We start from the raw sequence: 16313 nt of genomic DNA, 5'->3' as shown, positions 1-16313 counted from the left end.
CGGTCTTGCGTTTCCGACTCTATCAGATCTTTCCGATCCGATTTCCTCGGTGCTTTCCAGGTTCCCGCTTCCGCGTTTCCCTTTCCGGCGGTTCCGACTTTATCAGAGATTCTGAGTCGGAATTTCCACCCTCCCGGGGCGGCTCCGAACCACGAAGTGATCGGGTGCCCGTCCGAGCGGAGATGTAAACGTACTGGAGCGGGGCGCCCCGATGCAAATCGGGGCGCCCCGCTCCAGGTTGAGGCCGTCGGTGGTCCGACGGTCCGTCAGACCTCCACGACGACAGGCAGGATCATCGGCCGGCGTCGGTAGGTGTCCGAGACCCACTTGCCGAGGGTCCTGCGGATCAGCTGCTGGAGCTGGTGCGGCTCGACGACTCCGTCCTGGGCCGACCGCTCCAGCGTTTCGGTGATCTTGGGGAGCACCGCGGCGAAGGCCGAGTCCTCGATGCCCGAGCCGCGGGCCTGGACGTGCGGCCCACCGGTGATCTTGCCGGTGGAGGAGTCCATGACCACGAAGACCGAGATGATGCCCTCGTCCCCGAGGATCTTGCGGTCCTTGAGGGCCGGTTCGCCGACGTCGCCGACCGAGAGCCCGTCGACGTAGACGTACCCCGCCTGCACCTTGCCGGAGATCTTCGCCTTGCCCTCGACGAGGTCGACGACCACGCCGTCCTCGGCGATGACGATGCGGTCGTGCGGGACGCCGGTGAGGGCGCCCAACTCGGCGTTGGCCCGCAGGTGGCGCCATTCGCCGTGGACCGGCATCAGGTTCTTCGGGCGGCAGATGTTGTAGAAGTACAGCAGCTCGCCGGCCGAGGCGTGACCCGAGACGTGGACCTTGGCGTTGCCCTTGTGGACGACGTTGGCGCCCCAGCGGGTCAGGCCGTTGATCACCCGGTACACCGCGTTCTCGTTGCCCGGGATGAGGGACGAGGCCAGGATCACCGTGTCGCCGTTGACGATGCGGATCTGGTGGTCGCGGTTGGCCATGCGGGACAGGGCGGCCATCGGTTCGCCCTGGGAACCCGTGCAGACCAGGACGACCTCGCTGTCGGGCAGGTCGTCGAGCGTCTTGACGTCGACCACCAGGCCCGGCGGCACCTTCAGGTAGCCGAGGTCTCTCGCGATGCCCATGTTGCGGACCATGGAGCGGCCGACGAAGGCGACCCTGCGGCCGTACTCGTGCGCCGCGTCCAGGATCTGCTGGATGCGATGGACGTGGCTGGCGAAGCTCGCCACGATGATGCGCTTGCGGGCGCTGGCGAAGACCTGGCGCAGGACGTTGGAGATGTCGCGCTCGGGCGGGACGAAGCCCGGTACCTCGGCGTTGGTCGAGTCGGCGAGGAGCAGGTCGATGCCCTCCTCGCTGAGCCGGGCGAACGCGTGCAGGTCCGTGAGGCGGCCGTCCAGCGGAAGCTGGTCCATCTTGAAGTCGCCGGTGTGGACGACCATGCCCGCGGGGGTGCGGATGGCGACGGCCAGCGCGTCCGGGATGGAGTGGTTGACCGCGACGAACTCGCAGTCGAAGGGGCCGACGCGTTCGCGGTGCCCCTCCGCCACCTCGAGGGTGTACGGGCGGATGCGGTGCTCCTGGAGCTTGGCCTCGATGAGCGCGAGGGTCAGCTTGGAGCCGATCAGCGGGATGTCCGGCTTCTCGCGGAGGAGGAAGGGGACGCCGCCGATGTGGTCCTCGTGGCCGTGGGTCAGGACGATGCCCTCGATGTCGTCGAGGCGGTCCCGGATGGACGTGAAGTCCGGCAGGATCAGGTCGATGCCGGGCTGCTCCTCCTCGGGGAAGAGCACGCCGCAGTCGACGATCAGCAGACGGCCGCCGTATTCGAAGACCGTCATGTTGCGGCCGATTTCGCCGAGGCCGCCGAGGGGCGTGACCCGGAGGCCGCCCTTGGGAAGCGCCGGGGGCCGGCCCAGTTCAGGATGCGGATGACTCAAAAGACTCTCCTCACCACGCGCGCCACGTACCGGTGGGCACGTGGCGCGCGTGACGTTCGTGCAGAAGCAGTTGTCGTATGGGGTGCGGGCACCGGTGGCCCGCCTATTCAGTTGTGAAGTCCGTCCGGTCGTGCGGTGGTGCGAAGTCTGATGTCAGAGCTGTACCCCGCCGGCGGCAAGATCGATCTTGAGCTGCTCGGTTTCCTCGGGCGTGAGGCCGACCATGGGAGCGCGCAGCGGTCCGGCGGGCAACCCCTGGAGGGCGAGCGCGGCCTTGGTGGTCATGACGCCCTGGGTGCGGAACATGCCGGTGAACACCGGGAGCAGCTTCTGGTGGATCTCCAGGGCCTTCTGGACGTCACCCGAGACGAAGGCGTCCACCATGGCGCGCAGCTCGGGGGTGACGACGTGGCCGACGACGGAGACGAAGCCGACCGCGCCCACGGAGAGCAGCGGCAGGTTCAGCATGTCGTCGCCGGAGTACCAGGCGAGGCCGGAGCGCGCGATGGCCCAGCCGGCCCGGCCAAGGTCGCCCTTGGCGTCCTTGTTGGCGACGATCCGCGGGTGCTCCGCGAGGCGGACCAGGGTCTCGGTGTTGATCGGGACGCCGCTGCGGCCGGGGATGTCGTAGAGCATGACCGGGAGCCGGCTGGCGTCGGCGATGGCCGTGAAGTGCTGGTACAGGCCCTCCTGCGGGGGCTTGTTGTAGTAGGGCGTGACCAGCAGCAGGCCGTGGGCGCCGATCTGCTCGGCGGCGCGGGCCAGCTCGATGCTGTGCTGGGTGTTGTTGGTACCGACTCCGGCGACGACGTGCGCCCGGTCGCCGACGGCCTCCAGGACGGCTCGTACGAGGTCCGCTTTCTCCGCGTCGCTGGTGGTGGGGGACTCGCCGGTGGTGCCGTTGACGATCAGGCCGTCGTTGCCTGAGTCCACCAGGTGGGTGGCGAGCCGCTGGGCGCCGTCGAGGTCGAGCGCGCCGTCCGCCGTGAAGGGCGTGACCATGGCGGTGAGGACCCGCCCGAAGGGGGTCTGCGGAGTGGAGGTCGGAGCCATGGGTTACACGCTACTCGTTGCTCAGGGCGGGGTCTGCCCTCGGGGGAGGCGGCAGGTCGGAACGGAAGTGGAGCCCGGCACTGCCTGCTCGGGGGTTCAGGCAGTGCCGGGTCCCTTTGATCAGGCTAGATGAACTTCTCCGAACGCCGCAATCCGGACACTTCGGATGGTTGAACCGTACATCTGTACCCGGCCGGGCCGACCCGGGGGCCGGGGCCGTTACGGCGCCACGCGGCCGTTGGCGTTGAAGGCGGCGTGGGTGAGCGGCATGAGGCGGGCCCACTCCGCCTCCATCCTCTCGCCGACCATCTCGATCTCCCGCTGCGGGAACGAGGGCACCTTCGCCAGTTCGTGCTGGGTGCGCAGTCCCAGGAAGTGCATCAGCGAGCGCGCGTTGCAGGTGGCGTACATCGACGAGTACAGGCCGACGGGGAGCACCGCGCGGGCCACCTCGCGGGCCACGCCGGCGGCGAGCATCCGCTGGTAGGTCGCGTAGGCCTGGCGGTAGGAGTCCTCCATCGCGCCGCCGACCAGCTCGTGCTGCTCCGGGGTGCCCTCGACGAAGACGTACTTGCCGGGGCGGCCCTGCTGCACCAGCTTGCGGGAGGCGTCCGGCACGTAGAAGACCGGCTGGAGCTCCCGGTAGCGGCCCGACTCCTCGTTGTAGGACCAGCCGACGCGGTGCCGCATGAACTCCCGGAAGACGAAGATCGGGGCGCTGACGAAGAAGGTCATCGAGTTGTGCTCGAACGGGCTGCCGTGCCGGTCCCGCATCAGGTAGTTGATCAGGCCCTTGGAGCGCTCCGGGTCCTTCTTCAGCTCGTCCAGGGACTGCTCCCCGGCGGTCGAGACACGGGCGGCGAACAGCACGTCGGAGTCGGTCGCGGCGCTCTTGACCAGCTCGACGGTGATGTCGCTGCGGAGGTCGATCTTGAGATCGTCGGCGGGGGTGTCGGTCACGGTGTGGTGGGCCTTCCCATCTCGTCACTTGGCGGGGGCCACTCTACGGCGGCGGGGTCGCGGCCCGCCGAATCGGGCGATCGGTGCCGTGCCGCAATGAAGTCGGTGAAACAGGGCACCTGGAGGGCCGTTCGTTCGTCTGTATGAGTAACAGCACTTCATTCCAGTCCCTGAAGGGAGACGCAGTCCCTATGATCCGCCGGCGTGAACCCGTACCGTTCGCCTTCGTCGCCGAGGCCGACAGGTTCCGCAGCAATGTCACACCCCCGCCGCGTGAGCGGGCGTCCTTCGGCCAACTGGCCGGGCGCTGGCTCCTCGGTGTCACCGTCGTCGCCGGTCTCGTGGGCTCCCTGGTGATCGGGACGCCCGCCCTGTCGGCCGACCAGCCTTCCTCGCACAAGCAGCCGTCGCAGGCGTCCGAGGGCCGCTAGGCGCCTCGGGCGCGGCCGGCCCGGACTCCGTCCGGACCCCCGAGGGTGGTGACCGGAGACACAGGTCGGTAGCCTCACCGGGCACAACACCTGCCTTGGAACGAGTGAGGACCAGCCGTGCCCCTGCCCTTCCTGACGGCCGACCGCGCCTTTGACACGGCCGACGACGTCGCGCTTCCTTACGACGACCGCGACCAGTGGCGCCGGCCCTACCGGCCGGGGCCGTGGCGGGTGGGGGCGTCGGCCCTCCTGCTGCTGCTCGCCTCGTTCGTCCTGTTCGCGGCGGTCATCATCGCGGCGACGGGCGGGCCGTCCTCCGCGGGGGTGGTCTTCGGTATCGCGGTCGTCGTCATCCTCTGCGCCCTGCGGATGCTGCGCATGGGCGCGTGGGTGAGCGCGCACGGAGTGCGACAGGTGGCCTTCTTCACCACGCGCACGGTGGCCTGGCAGCAGGTCGCCAGCCTGCGCACGGTGCAGCAGCCGGTGCGCTGGCTGGGACTGCCGCGCACGGTGCAGGGGCAGGCGCTGCTGCTGGTGCGGCAGGGCCGGTCGGCGGAGCCCATGGCCCCGCTGCTGACCACGCACACCTCCGACTTCCTCGCCCGCGACGGCGCCTTCAACCGGGCGGCCGACGCGGTGGAGGCGTGGGCCGACGAGTACCGACGGGGCCGCTGACGGCACCCGAGGGTCGAGACGCCGGGGCCCGGACCGCACAGCTGCGGTCCGGGCCCCGGCGTTCGGTCGGGTCGGCTCAGGCGGCCTCGACCTGCTTGCCGTCGTGCAGGGCGATCGCCCGCTGCATCGCCTTGCGGGCGCGCGGGGTGTCGCGGGCGTCGTGGTAGGCGACGGCGAGGCGGAACCAGGTGCGCCAGTCGCCGGGGCTGTCCTCCGTCTCGGCCTTGCGCAGGGCGAAGACCTCGTCGGCGGATTCCCGGTCGACCCGGCCGCTGGGGGTGCGTTTCAGCTCGTCGACGGGGAGTCCGCCCTCGGCGTCGAGTTCGGCGGCCAGCTGGTTGGCCCGGCGCACGAACTGGGTGTTCTTCCAGAGGAACCACAGGCCGATCACCGGCAGGATCAGCACCGCGACGCCGAAGGTGACGGTGAGCAGGGTGCCGGTCTTGATGAGCAGCACGCCTCGGCTGCCGACCAGGACGAAGTAGAAGACCAGGACGGCGGCCGTGACGAGGTAGGTGATCTTCGCGCGCATCAGGGTGAGGGTCTCAGTTCAGGTCCAGGAAGTGTTCCAGGCCGAAGGTGAGGCCCGGGGTGGTGACCACCCGGCGGGCGCCCAGCAGGATGCCCGGCATGAAGCTGCTGTGGTGCAGGGAGTCGTGCCGGACGGTGAGGGTCTCGCCCTCGGCGCCGAGCAGGACCTCCTGGTGGGCGAGCAGGCCGCGCAGCCGGACCGCGTGTACCGGGACCCCGTCGACGTCCGCGCCGCGGGCGCCGTCCAGGGCGGTGGCAGTGGCGTCGGGCGCCGGTGCGGAGCCTGCCTTCTGCCGGGCCCGGGCGATCAGCTGGGCGGTGCGGGTGGCGGTGCCGCTGGGGGCGTCCACCTTGTTCGGGTGGTGCAGCTCGACGACCTCGACGGACTCGAAGTACGGGGCGGCGATCTGCGCGAACTTCATGGTCAGCACGGCGCCGATGGAGAAGTTCGGCGCGATGAGCACGCCGGTCCCCGGGGAGGCGTCGAGCCAGGTGTTCAGCTGTGCGAGGCGCTCGTCGGTCCAGCCGGTGGTGCCGACGACGGCGTGGATGCCGTGGCGTACGCAGTACTCGAGGTTGTCCATCACCGAGGCGGGGGTGGTCAGCTCGACGGCGACCTGGGCGCCGGACTCGGCCAGCGCCTCCAGGCCGTCGCCCCGGCCGAGGGCGGCGACCAGCTCCATGTCCTCGGCGGCCTCGACCGCCCGTACCGCCTCGGAGCCGATCCGGCCCTTGGCGCCGAGGACGGCCACGCGCAGCTTGCTCATGTCACATGCTTCCTTCTCGAACTTCTCGGAACGGGACCGTCAGGCGACGGCGTCGTGCAGCCGGGACGCCTGCTTGTCCTTGAGCGGGCCGATGACCGACAGGGACGGCCGACGGCCCAGGAGGTCGCGGGCAACGGCGCGGACGTCGTCCGGCGTGACCGAGGCTATCCGGGCCAGCATGTCGTCGACCGACATCTGCTCTCCCCAGCACAGCTCGCTCTTGCCGATACGGTTCATCAGCGCGCCCGTGTCCTCCAGGCCGAGGACCGTGGAGCCCTGGAGCTGGCCGACGGCACGGCCGATCTCGTCGTCCGTGAGGCCGTGCTCGGCGACGTGGTCCAGCTCGTCGCGGCAGATCTTGAGCACGTCGTGCACCTGCGAGGGGCGGCAGCCCGCGTACACGCCGAAGAGGCCGCAGTCGGCGAAGCCCGAGGTGTACGAGTACACGCTGTAGGCCAGCCCGCGCTTCTCCCGGACCTCCTGGAAGAGGCGGGAGGACATGCCGCCGCCGAGGGCGGTGTTGAGCACGCCCATGGCCCACCGGCGCTCGTCGGTGCGGGCCAGGCCCGGCATGCCGAGGATGACGTGGGCCTGCTCGGTCTTGCGGCCGATCAGCTCGACGCGGCCGGCGGTGCGGAGGGTGCGCCGGCCGTCGCGCGGGGCGATGGGCTCGGCCGCGGGGTCCCGGAAGGCGCCGGCCTTCTCGAAGGCGGCGCGGACCTGGCGTACGACCTTGTTGTGGTCGACGTTGCCGGCCGCGGCGACCACCAGGTGGGTGGGGTCGTAGTGCTTCTTGTAGAAGCGGCGGATGCGGTCGGCGGTGAGGGCGTTGACCGTGTCGACGGTGCCGAGGACGGGACGGCCCAGCGCGGTGTCGCCGAACATGGTGTGCGCGAACAGGTCGTGCACGCAGTCGCCGGGGTCGTCCTCGGTCATCGCGATCTCTTCGAGGATGGCCCCGCGCTCGACGTCGACGTCCTCCTCCTGGATCAGCGAGCCGGTCAGCATGTCGCAGACCACGTCGATGGCGAGCGGCAGGTCGGTGTCGAGCACGCGCGCGTAGTAGCACGTGTACTCCTTCGCCGTGAACGCGTTCATCTCGCCGCCGACCGCGTCGAGGGCGGAGGAGATGTCCAGGGCGCTGCGCTTGCGGGTGCCCTTGAAGAGCAGGTGTTCCAGGTAGTGGGTGGCGCCGTTCAGCGCGGGGGTCTCGTCGCGGGAGCCGACGTGGGCCCAGATGCCGAAGGTCGCCGAGCGGACCGAGGGCAGGGTCTCGGTGACGACGCGCAGACCGCCGGGAAGGGTCGTCCTGCGGACCGTGCCGATGCCGTGCTCGCCCTTGATGAGCGTTTGGGTACGGGCGACGGCCCGCGCCTCCGAGGAGGTGCGGGCCGTCGCCTTGGCGCTACGGGACGTCACTGGTCGGCGTCGTCCTTCTTCTCTTCGCTGCCTTCCTCGCCCTCGATCACGGGGATCAGGGAGAGCTTGCCGCGGGAGTCGATCTCGGCGATCTCGACCTGGACCTTCTGGCCCACGCCGAGGACGTCCTCGACGTTCTCCACGCGCTTGCCGCCGGCGAGCTTGCGGATCTGCGAGATGTGCAGCAGACCGTCCTTGCCGGGCAGCAGGGAGACGAACGCGCCGAAGGTGGTCGTCTTGACGACCGTGCCCAGGTAGCGCTCGCCGACCTCGGGCATGGTCGGGTTGGCGATGCCGTTGATCGTGGCGCGGGCGGCCTCGGCGGCCGGGCCGTCGGCGGCACCGATGTAGATCGTGCCGTCGTCCTCGATCGTGATGTCGGCGCCCGTGTCCTCCTGGATCTGGTTGATCATCTTGCCCTTGGGGCCGATGACCTCACCGATCTTGTCGACGGGGATCTTCACGGTGATGATCCGCGGCGCGTTCGGGGACATCTCGTCCGGCGTGTCGATCGCTTCCATCATCACGTCGAGGATGTGGAGGCGGGCGTCACGGGCCTGCTTGAGGGCGGCGGCCAGGACGGAGGCGGGGATGCCGTCCAGCTTGGTGTCGAGCTGGAGGGCGGTCACGAACTCCTTGGTGCCGGCGACCTTGAAGTCCATGTCGCCGAAGGCGTCCTCCGCACCGAGGATGTCGGTGAGGGCGACGTAGTGCGTCTCGCCGTTGATCTCCTGGGAGATCAGGCCCATGGCGATACCGGCGACGGGGGCCTTCAGCGGCACACCGGCGTTCAGCAGCGACATGGTGGAGGCGCAGACGGAGCCCATGGACGTCGAGCCGTTGGAACCGAGGGCCTCGGACACCTGGCGGATCGCGTAGGGGAACTCCTCGCGCGTCGGCAGCACCGGCACGATCGCGCGCTCGGCGAGCGCGCCGTGGCCGATCTCGCGGCGCTTGGGGGAGCCGACGCGGCCGGTCTCGCCGACGGAGTACGGCGGGAAGTTGTAGTTGTGCATGTAGCGCTTGCGGGTCACCGGGGAGAGGGTGTCCAGCTGCTGCTCCATGCGGAGCATGTTCAGGGTGGTGACGCCCAGGATCTGGGTCTCGCCACGCTCGAACAGGGCGGAGCCGTGCACGCGCGGGATGGCCTCGACCTCGGCGGCCAGGGTGCGGATGTCGGTCACACCGCGGCCGTCGATGCGCTTCTTCTCCTTGATGACGCGCTCGCGGACCAGGGACTTGGTCAGCGAACGGTACGCGGCGGAGATCTCCTTCTCGCGGCCCTCGAACTGCGGGAGCAGCTTCTCGGCGGCGAGCCCCTTGACGCGGTCCAGCTCGGCCTCGCGCTCCTGCTTGCCGGCGATGGTGAGCGCCTGGCTCAGCTCGGGCTTGACCGCGCCGGTCAGCGCCTCCAGGACGTCGTCCTGGTAGTCCAGGAAGATCGGGAACTCGCCGGTCGGCTTGGCGGCCTTGGCGGCGAGGTCGGCCTGGGCGCGGCAGAGCACCTTGATGAAGGGCTTCGCGGCCTCGAGACCGGCGGCGACGACCTCCTCGGTGGGCGCCTCGGCGCCGCCCTCGACCAGCTTGATGGTCTTCTCGGTGGCCTCGGCCTCGACCATCATGATCGCGACGTCGCCGTCCTCCAGGACACGGCCCGCGACGACCATGTCGAAGACGGCGTCCTCGAGCTCGGTGTGCGTCGGGAAGGCCACCCACTGGCCGCGGATCAGCGCGACGCGGACGCCGCCGATCGGGCCGGAGAAGGGCAGGCCGGCCAGCTGCGTCGACGCGGAGGCGGCGTTGATCGCCACGACGTCGTACAGGTGGTCGGGGTTGAGGGCCATGACCGTGGCCACGACCTGGATCTCGTTGCGCAGGCCCTTCTTGAAGGACGGGCGCAGCGGGCGGTCGATCAGGCGGCAGGTGAGGACGGCGTCCTCGGAGGGCCGGCCCTCACGACGGAAGAAGCTGCCGGGGATCTTGCCGGCGGCGTACATCCGCTCCTCGACGTCCACCGTGAGCGGGAAGAAGTCGAGCTGGTCCTTCGGGTTCTTCGAGGCGCTGGTGGCCGACAGCACCATGGTGTCGTCGTCCAGGTACGCCACGGCGGAACCGGCGGCCTGACGGGCCAGGCGGCCCGTCTCGAAGCGGATGGTGCGGGTGCCGAAGGTGCCGTTGTCGATCACGGCTTCGGCGTAGTGGGTCTCGTTCTCCACTAGTGATTTCTCCGATGCTTGTCGTCTTTTGTCCGCCCCGCCCGTGTGGCGGAGGGGACGGTGCCGGAGAAGCGTTCCGTGCAATGCGGGCCGGTCTTCGATCGAAGCACCCGGGGATCTGCCCCCGGGGGCCACTACCGAGGACCGGCGGCGGCGGTGAGGTCCGCTTCTCCTCGTGCGTCTTGTGTTCTGTTACCACACTACAAAGGGGCGGCGACAGCGCGCACGTACAGCAAAGGGAGCGGCCCCCTTTGGTTGGGAACCGCTCCCTTCACGGCGTGCTAGCGGGCGCCCGCCGCGCCGCGGCGGATGCCGAGGCGCTCGACCAGCGCACGGAAGCGCTGGATGTCCTTCTTGGCGAGGTACTGCAGCAGCCGGCGGCGCTGACCGACCAGGATGAGCAGACCACGACGGGAGTGGTGGTCGTGCTTGTGGGTCTTGAGGTGCTCGGTCAGGTCGGAGATCCGACGGGACAGCAGAGCGACCTGGACCTCGGGGGAGCCGGTGTCGCCCTCCTTGGTACCGAACTCGGTGATGATCTGCTTCTTCACTGCGGCGTCGAGCGACACGCGTACTCCTCTTGGTCTGTGACTGGCCACCGAGTGCCCCCGGTCTGCGTCTCGGGGGGTCTTCCATGACTCGGAAGGCGGGGATCCGCTGGGCGCGACCTCCAGGGCTCGCGGCTCCGGGGGCGCGTACACAAACGGCCGTCACACAGCTTACCAGCCCGTAGGGACCCCTCCGCCCGTCCCCCGTACCGGTGCCCACATCGGTGAACCGCTGACCTGGAAGAACGGGGGCAAGTATGGTGACCGCACAGTTCGTTGGCACAGCAGGAAGGACCCAAGCTGCCATGGCCGAGGCCGAGGACCAGGAACTCCGAGCACGCAAGGACCGGGAGCGGGACGAGCTCTACGCCCTCGACATCTCCGGCGTCGAATGGCACAGCGCGCCCGGCACCGAGTCCCATGAGGAACGGGTCGAGATCGCCTACCTCCCGGACGGTGCCGTCGCCATGCGGTCCTCGCTCGACCACGACACCGTGCTGCGGTACACGGAGGCGGAGTGGCGGGCGTTCGTGCTCGGTGCGCGGGACGGGGAATTCGACCTGGAGCCCGCCGCGGAACGCTCCGGGGGCGACGTCGAGTAGCGCAGGCGCTCCGGTCAGGGCTTTCGCGGTGTGCCGCCGCCGGTGCCGAGCACGAGGTAGCTCCACTGCTTGCCCTTGGCCTCGGCGGGGCCGTCCGCGGCCCTGACCCCGAAGAAGAGGCGCCCGTTCTGGACCACGATGTCGTTCTCGTCCGGCAGTGTCATCGTCTGCGCCTCGCTCGGCAGCCCGAAATAGAGGTACGGCACCTCCTCGTCCGTCCGCGGGTCCAGGGCGACCAGCGCGTTCGGCGTGATGTGGTCGTCGCTCAGGCGCAGGGCGGGGAGCCGGTCGCCGCTCATGCGCACCGGGTAGAGCAGTGCGCCCGGACCGGAGTCGAACTTCTTGGTGGTGTTCCCGGTGGCGAGGTCGAAGCCGATAATCCGGTTGGACGTCTGCTTTTCCAGCTGGTCCTTGCTGCGGATGAAGACCTGGTCCTTCCCCACGGCGATGGTCGGGCAGTCGTCGATCAGCAGATGGTCGGAGAGGGCGCAGTCGGCGACGTAGGCGCCGTCGCGGAGGCTGATGGTGGCGCGGTTGCGGCCCCGGTCGTCGAGCGAGATCAGCTCGGTGATCTCGGAGTCCCCGGCGGATACGGCGATGACCGCCGGTCGGTGGAGGGCACGTCGAGCCCGCGGATGCCCTCGGCGGCGGCGTACGTCCACAGGGGCTTGCCGGTGGCCGGGTCCAGCCTGCGCAGTTTGTGGGTGACGTTCTTCCAGGATTCGGCGGGGAGGTCGTCGCAGCCGGTCCAGCACTTCTCCCGGACGATCAGTCCGCGGCCGCCGGCGGCGCCCATGTCCTGGCAGGGGGCGGCGGCCGCCGTGGTCCAGCGGGTGGTGCCCTTCTCCATGTCGTACCCGACGGTGCCGCCGCCCCAGGTGACGGCGACCGTGCCGTGCGCGAGGGTCACACCGGGTCGGTCCTTGGCGGGGTCCGCGCCCTCGCCGGATTCGGGGCCGGACTCGGAGACGGGGAAGCGCCCCTCCCAGACCAGCTTGCCGTCGTCGAGGTCGACGAAGGCGACCTGGTTGCAGTACGCCTCCTGCGCCCAGTCGTTCGCCCGGAAGGGGACGGCGGTGCGGTGGTGGCCGGTGACGTGGCGGGTGTAGCCGCAGATCGGGCCGTCGAGTCCGAGCCGCCACTTCTCGTCGCCCGGCGCGGAGTCGGTGCCGATGCTCAGGCCGACGAGCGTCTTGTTGATGCCCTTGGCGAGGATGCGGTCCGTGGCCCACATGCCGGGCATCTCCACGTGCTCCCCGGGCTTCATGTCGTCCACGGAGAAGCGGAAGGCCATGTCTCCGGTGGTGCTCGCGGGCCGCTTCTCGACCGTCTCGCGGACGTCGAGCGGGCCTTGTCGCACCGCGGTCCCCGCCGTGCCGGACGCCTTCGGGTCCGCGCTGCCGCGTCCCCACAGCAACCAGCCGCCGGTGCCCAACGCCCCGACGAGGACCACCGGGAGGAGTCCGAGGAGCAGCGCGCGGGGGCCCTTGCGGACCGGGCCCGAGCCGCCATCGGGACCGTGCCGGCCCTGGGGCGGCTCCGCGGGGGCCGCGGGGCCCGGGGGCATGGACGGGGGCGGGCCGAAGCTCACTCGGGGCCTCTTCCTGTTCCTCGGAGTCCCTGCGGCTGTCGAGGAATTCCTGTGACGGAAGACGGAGATCACCGCCAACTGTGCCGGGCACACGATCACTCGAAAGGAGTGGGTGGTGGCGGACGCCGTCGTCCACCGTGCGGGGACGGGGGCTGACGGGGCGGGGCTCGTGATGATTAGGCTGGTGTGGGGCGCGACACCAGAACCTGTGGAGGGGGCGTCGGCGTCTCAGGGGGAAAGCCGGTGGATCGGACGACCTCGAACGGCCTCGGACCATTTCGACATGACAAGCAAGGGTCGCCCCAGCACGGCATGAGGGTGCTCGACCACACCAGGAGGAACTGTGAGCAGCGATCGGGACGGGATCCGCGGGGGCTGGGCTACACCCGGCGATGACCAACCCGACGCGGAGTCCTCCGTCGAGACGACCGGCGAGTTCACCATCGACTACGCGCCGCCCGCCTGGTACACGCAGAACGCGTCCGGCGACGGTGGGGAGGGCGGGGGCGAGGGGGCCGGTTCGTCCGGTTCCTCGTCTCCCTCAACTCCGGCTGCTCCGCCTGCTCCACCTGCTCCACCTGCTCCGAACGCTTCGCCCGCTCCCCCTGCTCCGACCGCTTCGCCCGCTCCGGCCGCTCCTCGGGGTCCGGTTCCGCCGTTGCCGGGGTTGACCCCGCCGCCGCACGCGACGCCCAACGGGCCTTCCGCCGTTCCGGCTCCCGCCCCCGGTGCTCCCTTCACGCCTCCGCCTCCCGCGCCCGCTCCGGGTGCCGCGTTCACGCCGCCTCCGCCGCCGGGGCCGGGTGCGCCGTTCACGCCGCCCGCGCCGCCGAGCGGGGGGCCGGCCGGGGTGCCCAGGTTGCCGGTGGGGAGCGGGTTCGAGCCGCAGTCCGCGCCGCCGCAGCAGTCGGCGCCGCCGGCGCCCGAGCCGGAGCCCGAGGCCGACCCGGCACCCGTTGCGGATCTCGCGTCGCCCACGGCCCTGCCGACGTTCCCGGCCGGCGGGTTCCAGCTCCAGGCTCCCGCTCCGTCGGGCGCCGAGGAACCCGAGGGCGTGGCTGAGACAGAGCCAGAGCCAGAGCCCGCGCTCGAGCCCGAGCCCGAGCCCGAAAGCAAGCCCGACATCGCCGATCTCGACAACGGTGACCTGGAGAGCGGCGCGACCATGCGCTTCTCCGCCCTCGCCCTCAAGCGTGAGATCGCCGAACGGGCCGCCGCGGACGACACCGAGGACGAGGTCGACGTCGACTCCGACGCTGACTCCGGGTCCGAGGAGGTCTCCGACGGAGGGCCGGTTCGGGACGCCGAGCCGGCGCCGGTCGCCCTGACCGCCGTACCCGACCCCGATCCCGAGGACGAGGACGAGGACGAGGACGACATCGAGGACGCGGACGAGGCTGCCGACGAGCCCCAGGACAGTGTCCCGGCGAGGGGCGAGCCCGAGGACGCCGTGCCCGCCGACGCCGCGCCGCAGGACGCGCCGCTGCCCCCGGCGCCGGACGGAATGCCGCCGCTGCCTCCGTCGTACCCGCCTGCCGCGCCCGCGCCCGCCCACCAGTGGCCCCTACAACCGCAGCCCGCGTCCGCCGAGCAGCCGGGCGTACCGGCCCAGCAGCCGCCCTTCCAGCCGCAGGCTCCGCAGCCGGCGCCCGCGGCGTGGAACCCGCCGCCGCCCGCCCCCCAGACCGGTTACGGCTTCCCGCAGCCCGGTGCGCAGGCTCCTCAGCCCCAGGCGCAGCCCCAGCCCCCCTCCCCCGGCCAGCCCGCCGGATACGGCTTCCCGCAGGCGCCGCACGGGCCGTCGGCGCAGCAGCCGTATCCCGGAGTTCCGCAGCAGGCAGCGCCCCAGGCGCCCCAAGCGCCTCAGCCGATGCAGCAGCCCGCGCACCCGGCGCAGCCGCAGCCGGAGTACCAACCCCTCCCCCCTCAGCAACAGGCGCCCCAGCAGCAGGCCCCGCAGCAGCCGCACCCCTACCCGCAGCCGCAGCCGCCCGCCGATCCCCGGCTGGGTGCCGCCTGGCCGCAGCCCATGCAGCACGACCAGCGGCAGCCCACCAACCCCGGGGCCGCGCCGCTCGGTTACACGGCTGCCGTGGAGCTGTCGTCCGACCGGCTGCTCAACACCAAGCGGCAGAAGGCGAAGAGCAGTCGTCCGGCGGCCGGCGGGTCACGGTTCAAGCTGGGCGGGAAGAAGGAGGAGGCCGAGCGGCAGCGGAAGCTGGACCTGATCCGCACGCCGGTGCTGTCCTGCTACCGCATCGCGGTGATCAGCCTCAAGGGCGGTGTCGGCAAGACGACCACCACCACCGCGCTCGGCTCCACGCTCGCCACCGAGCGGCAGGACAAGATCCTCGCGATCGACGCCAACCCGGACGCCGGTACGCTCGGCCGCCGGGTGCGCCGGGAGACGGGGGCCACCATCCGGGACCTCGTCCAGGCCATCCCGTACCTCAACTCGTACATGGACATCAGGCGGTTCACCTCGCAGACCTCGTCCGGTCTGGAGATCATCGCCAACGACGTCGACCCGGCGGTGTCCACGACCTTCAACGACGAGGACTACCGGCGCGCGATCGACGTGCTCGGCCGGCAGTACCCGATCATCCTCACCGACTCGGGCACCGGTCTCCTCTACAGCGCCATGCGCGGTGTGCTCGACCTCGCCGACCAGCTGATCATCATCTCGACGCCGTCCGTGGACGGTGCGAGCAGCGCCAGTACGACCCTGGACTGGCTGTCGGCGCACGGGTACGCCGACCTCGTCTCCCGGTCGATCACGGTCATCTCCGGGGTCCGCGAGACCGGCAAGATGATCAAGGTCGACGACATCGTGGGGCACTTCCAGACCCGGTGCCGGGGTGTCGTCGTGGTCCCGTTCGACGAGCACCTGGCCGCCGGCGCCGAGGTCGACCTCGACATGATGCGGCCGAAGGTGCGGGAGGCGTACTTCAACCTCGCGGCGATGGTCGCCGAGGACTTCGTCCGCCACCAGCAGGCGCAGGGCCTGTGGACCTCCGACGGCAACCCGCCGCCGGTCGCCGCCCCGCCCATGCCGGGCCAGCAGATGCCCGCGCAGCCGCCGATGCCGGGGCAGCCGTACGCGCCGCAGCCCGGACCGGGTCAGCAGCCGCCGCATCCCCAGCCCGGTTACGGCCAGCCCTACGCCCAGCCCGGCTACGGATATCCCCCGCAGGGGCAGCAGGGACAACAGGGGCAGCCGGGGCAGCCGGGGCAGCCGGGGCAGCCGGGGCAGCCGGGGCAGCCGGGACAGAATCCCCCTCCTCCCCCGCCCCAGCAGTAGCTCCGCCCACCCCCGAAGGCCCGCGCCGTCCCCGACGGTGCGGGCCTTCGGGCGTGTGCGAAGGACAACGTCCGCCCCAGCCGCCACGCTCTCACCAGGCAAGCGCCAGTGGTCTGCGCCAATGAGGGTGACGGATGGGTCAACACACCGTTTCCGCAGGCCACATGGGGTTTGACATACCGTTGACGCGCGCAGACTGCCGCTGGTAGACACACACTTCATTCCGCGTTCACCACCGTTCAAGCCCGCCTCACGCCAGGACGCCCG

General features: G+C 70.8%; 14 protein-coding genes. 4 read left to right on the top strand and 10 right to left on the bottom strand.

The features are described 5' to 3' along the window. Positions 1-266: 266 nt before the first annotated feature. The 3 genes from IE94_RS0126045 to thyX all read right to left on the bottom strand — a co-directional run bounded on the left by IE94_RS0126045 (position 267) and on the right by thyX (position 3965). Positions 267-1952 carry a ribonuclease J gene (locus IE94_RS0126045; RefSeq protein ID WP_030188821.1) on the bottom strand — a complete coding sequence of 562 codons (1686 nt, stop codon included), beginning with the start codon at positions 1950-1952 and terminating at the stop codon, positions 267-269. A gap of 153 nt (positions 1953-2105) precedes the next feature. Further along, positions 2106-3005: a 4-hydroxy-tetrahydrodipicolinate synthase gene (dapA, locus tag IE94_RS0126040; RefSeq protein ID WP_030188819.1), complete on the bottom strand. Its 900-nt coding sequence runs from the start codon at positions 3003-3005 to the stop codon at positions 2106-2108. 219 nt (positions 3006-3224) lie between these two features. Beyond that, on the bottom strand, positions 3225-3965 hold the full coding sequence (gene thyX / locus IE94_RS0126035) for an FAD-dependent thymidylate synthase (protein ID WP_030188818.1): 741 nt from the start codon (positions 3963-3965) through the stop codon (positions 3225-3227). A gap of 191 nt (positions 3966-4156) precedes the next feature. Here thyX and IE94_RS0126030 point away from each other — a divergent pair, with 191 nt between their 5' ends. Both IE94_RS0126030 and IE94_RS0126025 read left to right on the top strand, forming a co-directional pair. Further along, entirely contained in the window at positions 4157-4396 is a 240-nt protein-coding gene (locus IE94_RS0126030) for a membrane protein (protein ID WP_030188817.1), read from the top strand. Between the two features lie 117 nt (positions 4397-4513). Continuing rightward, a complete protein-coding gene (locus IE94_RS0126025) occupies positions 4514-5071 on the top strand; it encodes a membrane protein (RefSeq protein ID WP_030188814.1) in 558 nt (185 codons plus the stop codon). A 76-nt stretch (positions 5072-5147) separates the two neighbouring features. On the opposite strand, the gene IE94_RS0126020 is transcribed toward IE94_RS0126025, so the two are convergent. The 5 genes from IE94_RS0126020 to rpsO all read right to left on the bottom strand — a co-directional run bounded on the left by IE94_RS0126020 (position 5148) and on the right by rpsO (position 10573). After that, on the bottom strand, positions 5148-5603 hold the full coding sequence (locus tag IE94_RS0126020) for a tetratricopeptide repeat protein (RefSeq protein ID WP_030188812.1): 456 nt from the start codon (positions 5601-5603) through the stop codon (positions 5148-5150). Between the two features lie 13 nt (positions 5604-5616). After that, the gene (gene dapB, locus IE94_RS0126015; protein ID WP_030188809.1) at positions 5617-6369 is read right to left on the bottom strand and encodes a 4-hydroxy-tetrahydrodipicolinate reductase; all 753 of its coding nucleotides are present in this window, start codon (positions 6367-6369) and stop codon (positions 5617-5619) included. A 39-nt stretch (positions 6370-6408) separates the two neighbouring features. Then, positions 6409-7788, bottom strand: coding sequence for a M16 family metallopeptidase (locus IE94_RS0126010; protein ID WP_030188807.1), 1380 nt, complete (start codon positions 7786-7788; stop codon positions 6409-6411). Next, a complete protein-coding gene (locus tag IE94_RS0126005) occupies positions 7785-10004 on the bottom strand; it encodes a polyribonucleotide nucleotidyltransferase (protein ID WP_030188805.1) in 2220 nt (739 codons plus the stop codon). Before IE94_RS0126005 ends, IE94_RS0126010 begins: the two co-directional genes overlap by 4 nt. A gap of 281 nt (positions 10005-10285) precedes the next feature. Then, complete coding sequence (rpsO, locus tag IE94_RS0126000; RefSeq protein WP_003973291.1) at positions 10286-10573, bottom strand: 30S ribosomal protein S15; 288 nt, start codon at positions 10571-10573, stop codon at positions 10286-10288. Between the two features lie 284 nt (positions 10574-10857). Here rpsO and IE94_RS0125995 point away from each other — a divergent pair, with 284 nt between their 5' ends. Beyond that, complete coding sequence (locus IE94_RS0125995) at positions 10858-11154, top strand: DUF397 domain-containing protein (RefSeq protein ID WP_030188802.1); 297 nt, start codon at positions 10858-10860, stop codon at positions 11152-11154. A 14-nt stretch (positions 11155-11168) separates the two neighbouring features. Here IE94_RS0125995 and IE94_RS41270 read toward each other — a convergent pair whose 3' ends face one another. Together IE94_RS41270 and IE94_RS36065 are read right to left on the bottom strand one after the other, a co-directional pair. Next, positions 11169-11816 carry a hypothetical protein gene (locus IE94_RS41270; protein WP_245235313.1) on the bottom strand — a complete coding sequence of 216 codons (648 nt, stop codon included), beginning with the start codon at positions 11814-11816 and terminating at the stop codon, positions 11169-11171. Then, on the bottom strand, positions 11714-12745 hold the full coding sequence (locus IE94_RS36065; RefSeq protein ID WP_245235312.1) for an outer membrane protein assembly factor BamB family protein: 1032 nt from the start codon (positions 12743-12745) through the stop codon (positions 11714-11716). The genes IE94_RS41270 and IE94_RS36065 overlap by 103 nt, the downstream gene beginning before the upstream one ends. A 343-nt stretch (positions 12746-13088) precedes the next feature. Between IE94_RS36065 and IE94_RS0125985 the strand changes: the two genes are divergently transcribed. Then, positions 13089-16046 (top strand): SCO5717 family growth-regulating ATPase, encoded by a 2958-nt coding sequence (locus IE94_RS0125985; protein WP_030188800.1) that lies wholly within the window; start codon positions 13089-13091, stop codon positions 16044-16046. Positions 16047-16313 lie beyond the last annotated feature (267 nt).

Origin of the sequence: Streptomyces violaceorubidus (genome assembly GCF_000717995.1) — a bacterium.
Taxonomy (GTDB): Bacteria; Actinomycetota; Actinomycetes; order Streptomycetales; family Streptomycetaceae; genus Streptomyces; species Streptomyces violaceorubidus.
The sequence above is the reverse complement of the archived record's forward strand: the minus strand, read 5'-3'. Positions and strand labels throughout refer to the sequence as shown.

Coding starts and splice junctions, on each gene's coding strand:
- dapA (WP_030188819.1), bottom strand. CDS start 3,005: ATGGCTCCGACCTCCACTCCGCAGACCCCCTTCGGGCGGGTCCTCACC.
- IE94_RS0126030 (WP_030188817.1), top strand. CDS start 4,157: ATGATCCGCCGGCGTGAACCCGTACCGTTCGCCTTCGTCGCCGAGGCC.
- IE94_RS0126020 (WP_030188812.1), bottom strand. CDS start 5,603: ATGCGCGCGAAGATCACCTACCTCGTCACGGCCGCCGTCCTGGTCTTC.
- dapB (WP_030188809.1), bottom strand. CDS start 6,369: ATGAGCAAGCTGCGCGTGGCCGTCCTCGGCGCCAAGGGCCGGATCGGC.
- IE94_RS0125995 (WP_030188802.1), top strand. CDS start 10,858: ATGGCCGAGGCCGAGGACCAGGAACTCCGAGCACGCAAGGACCGGGAG.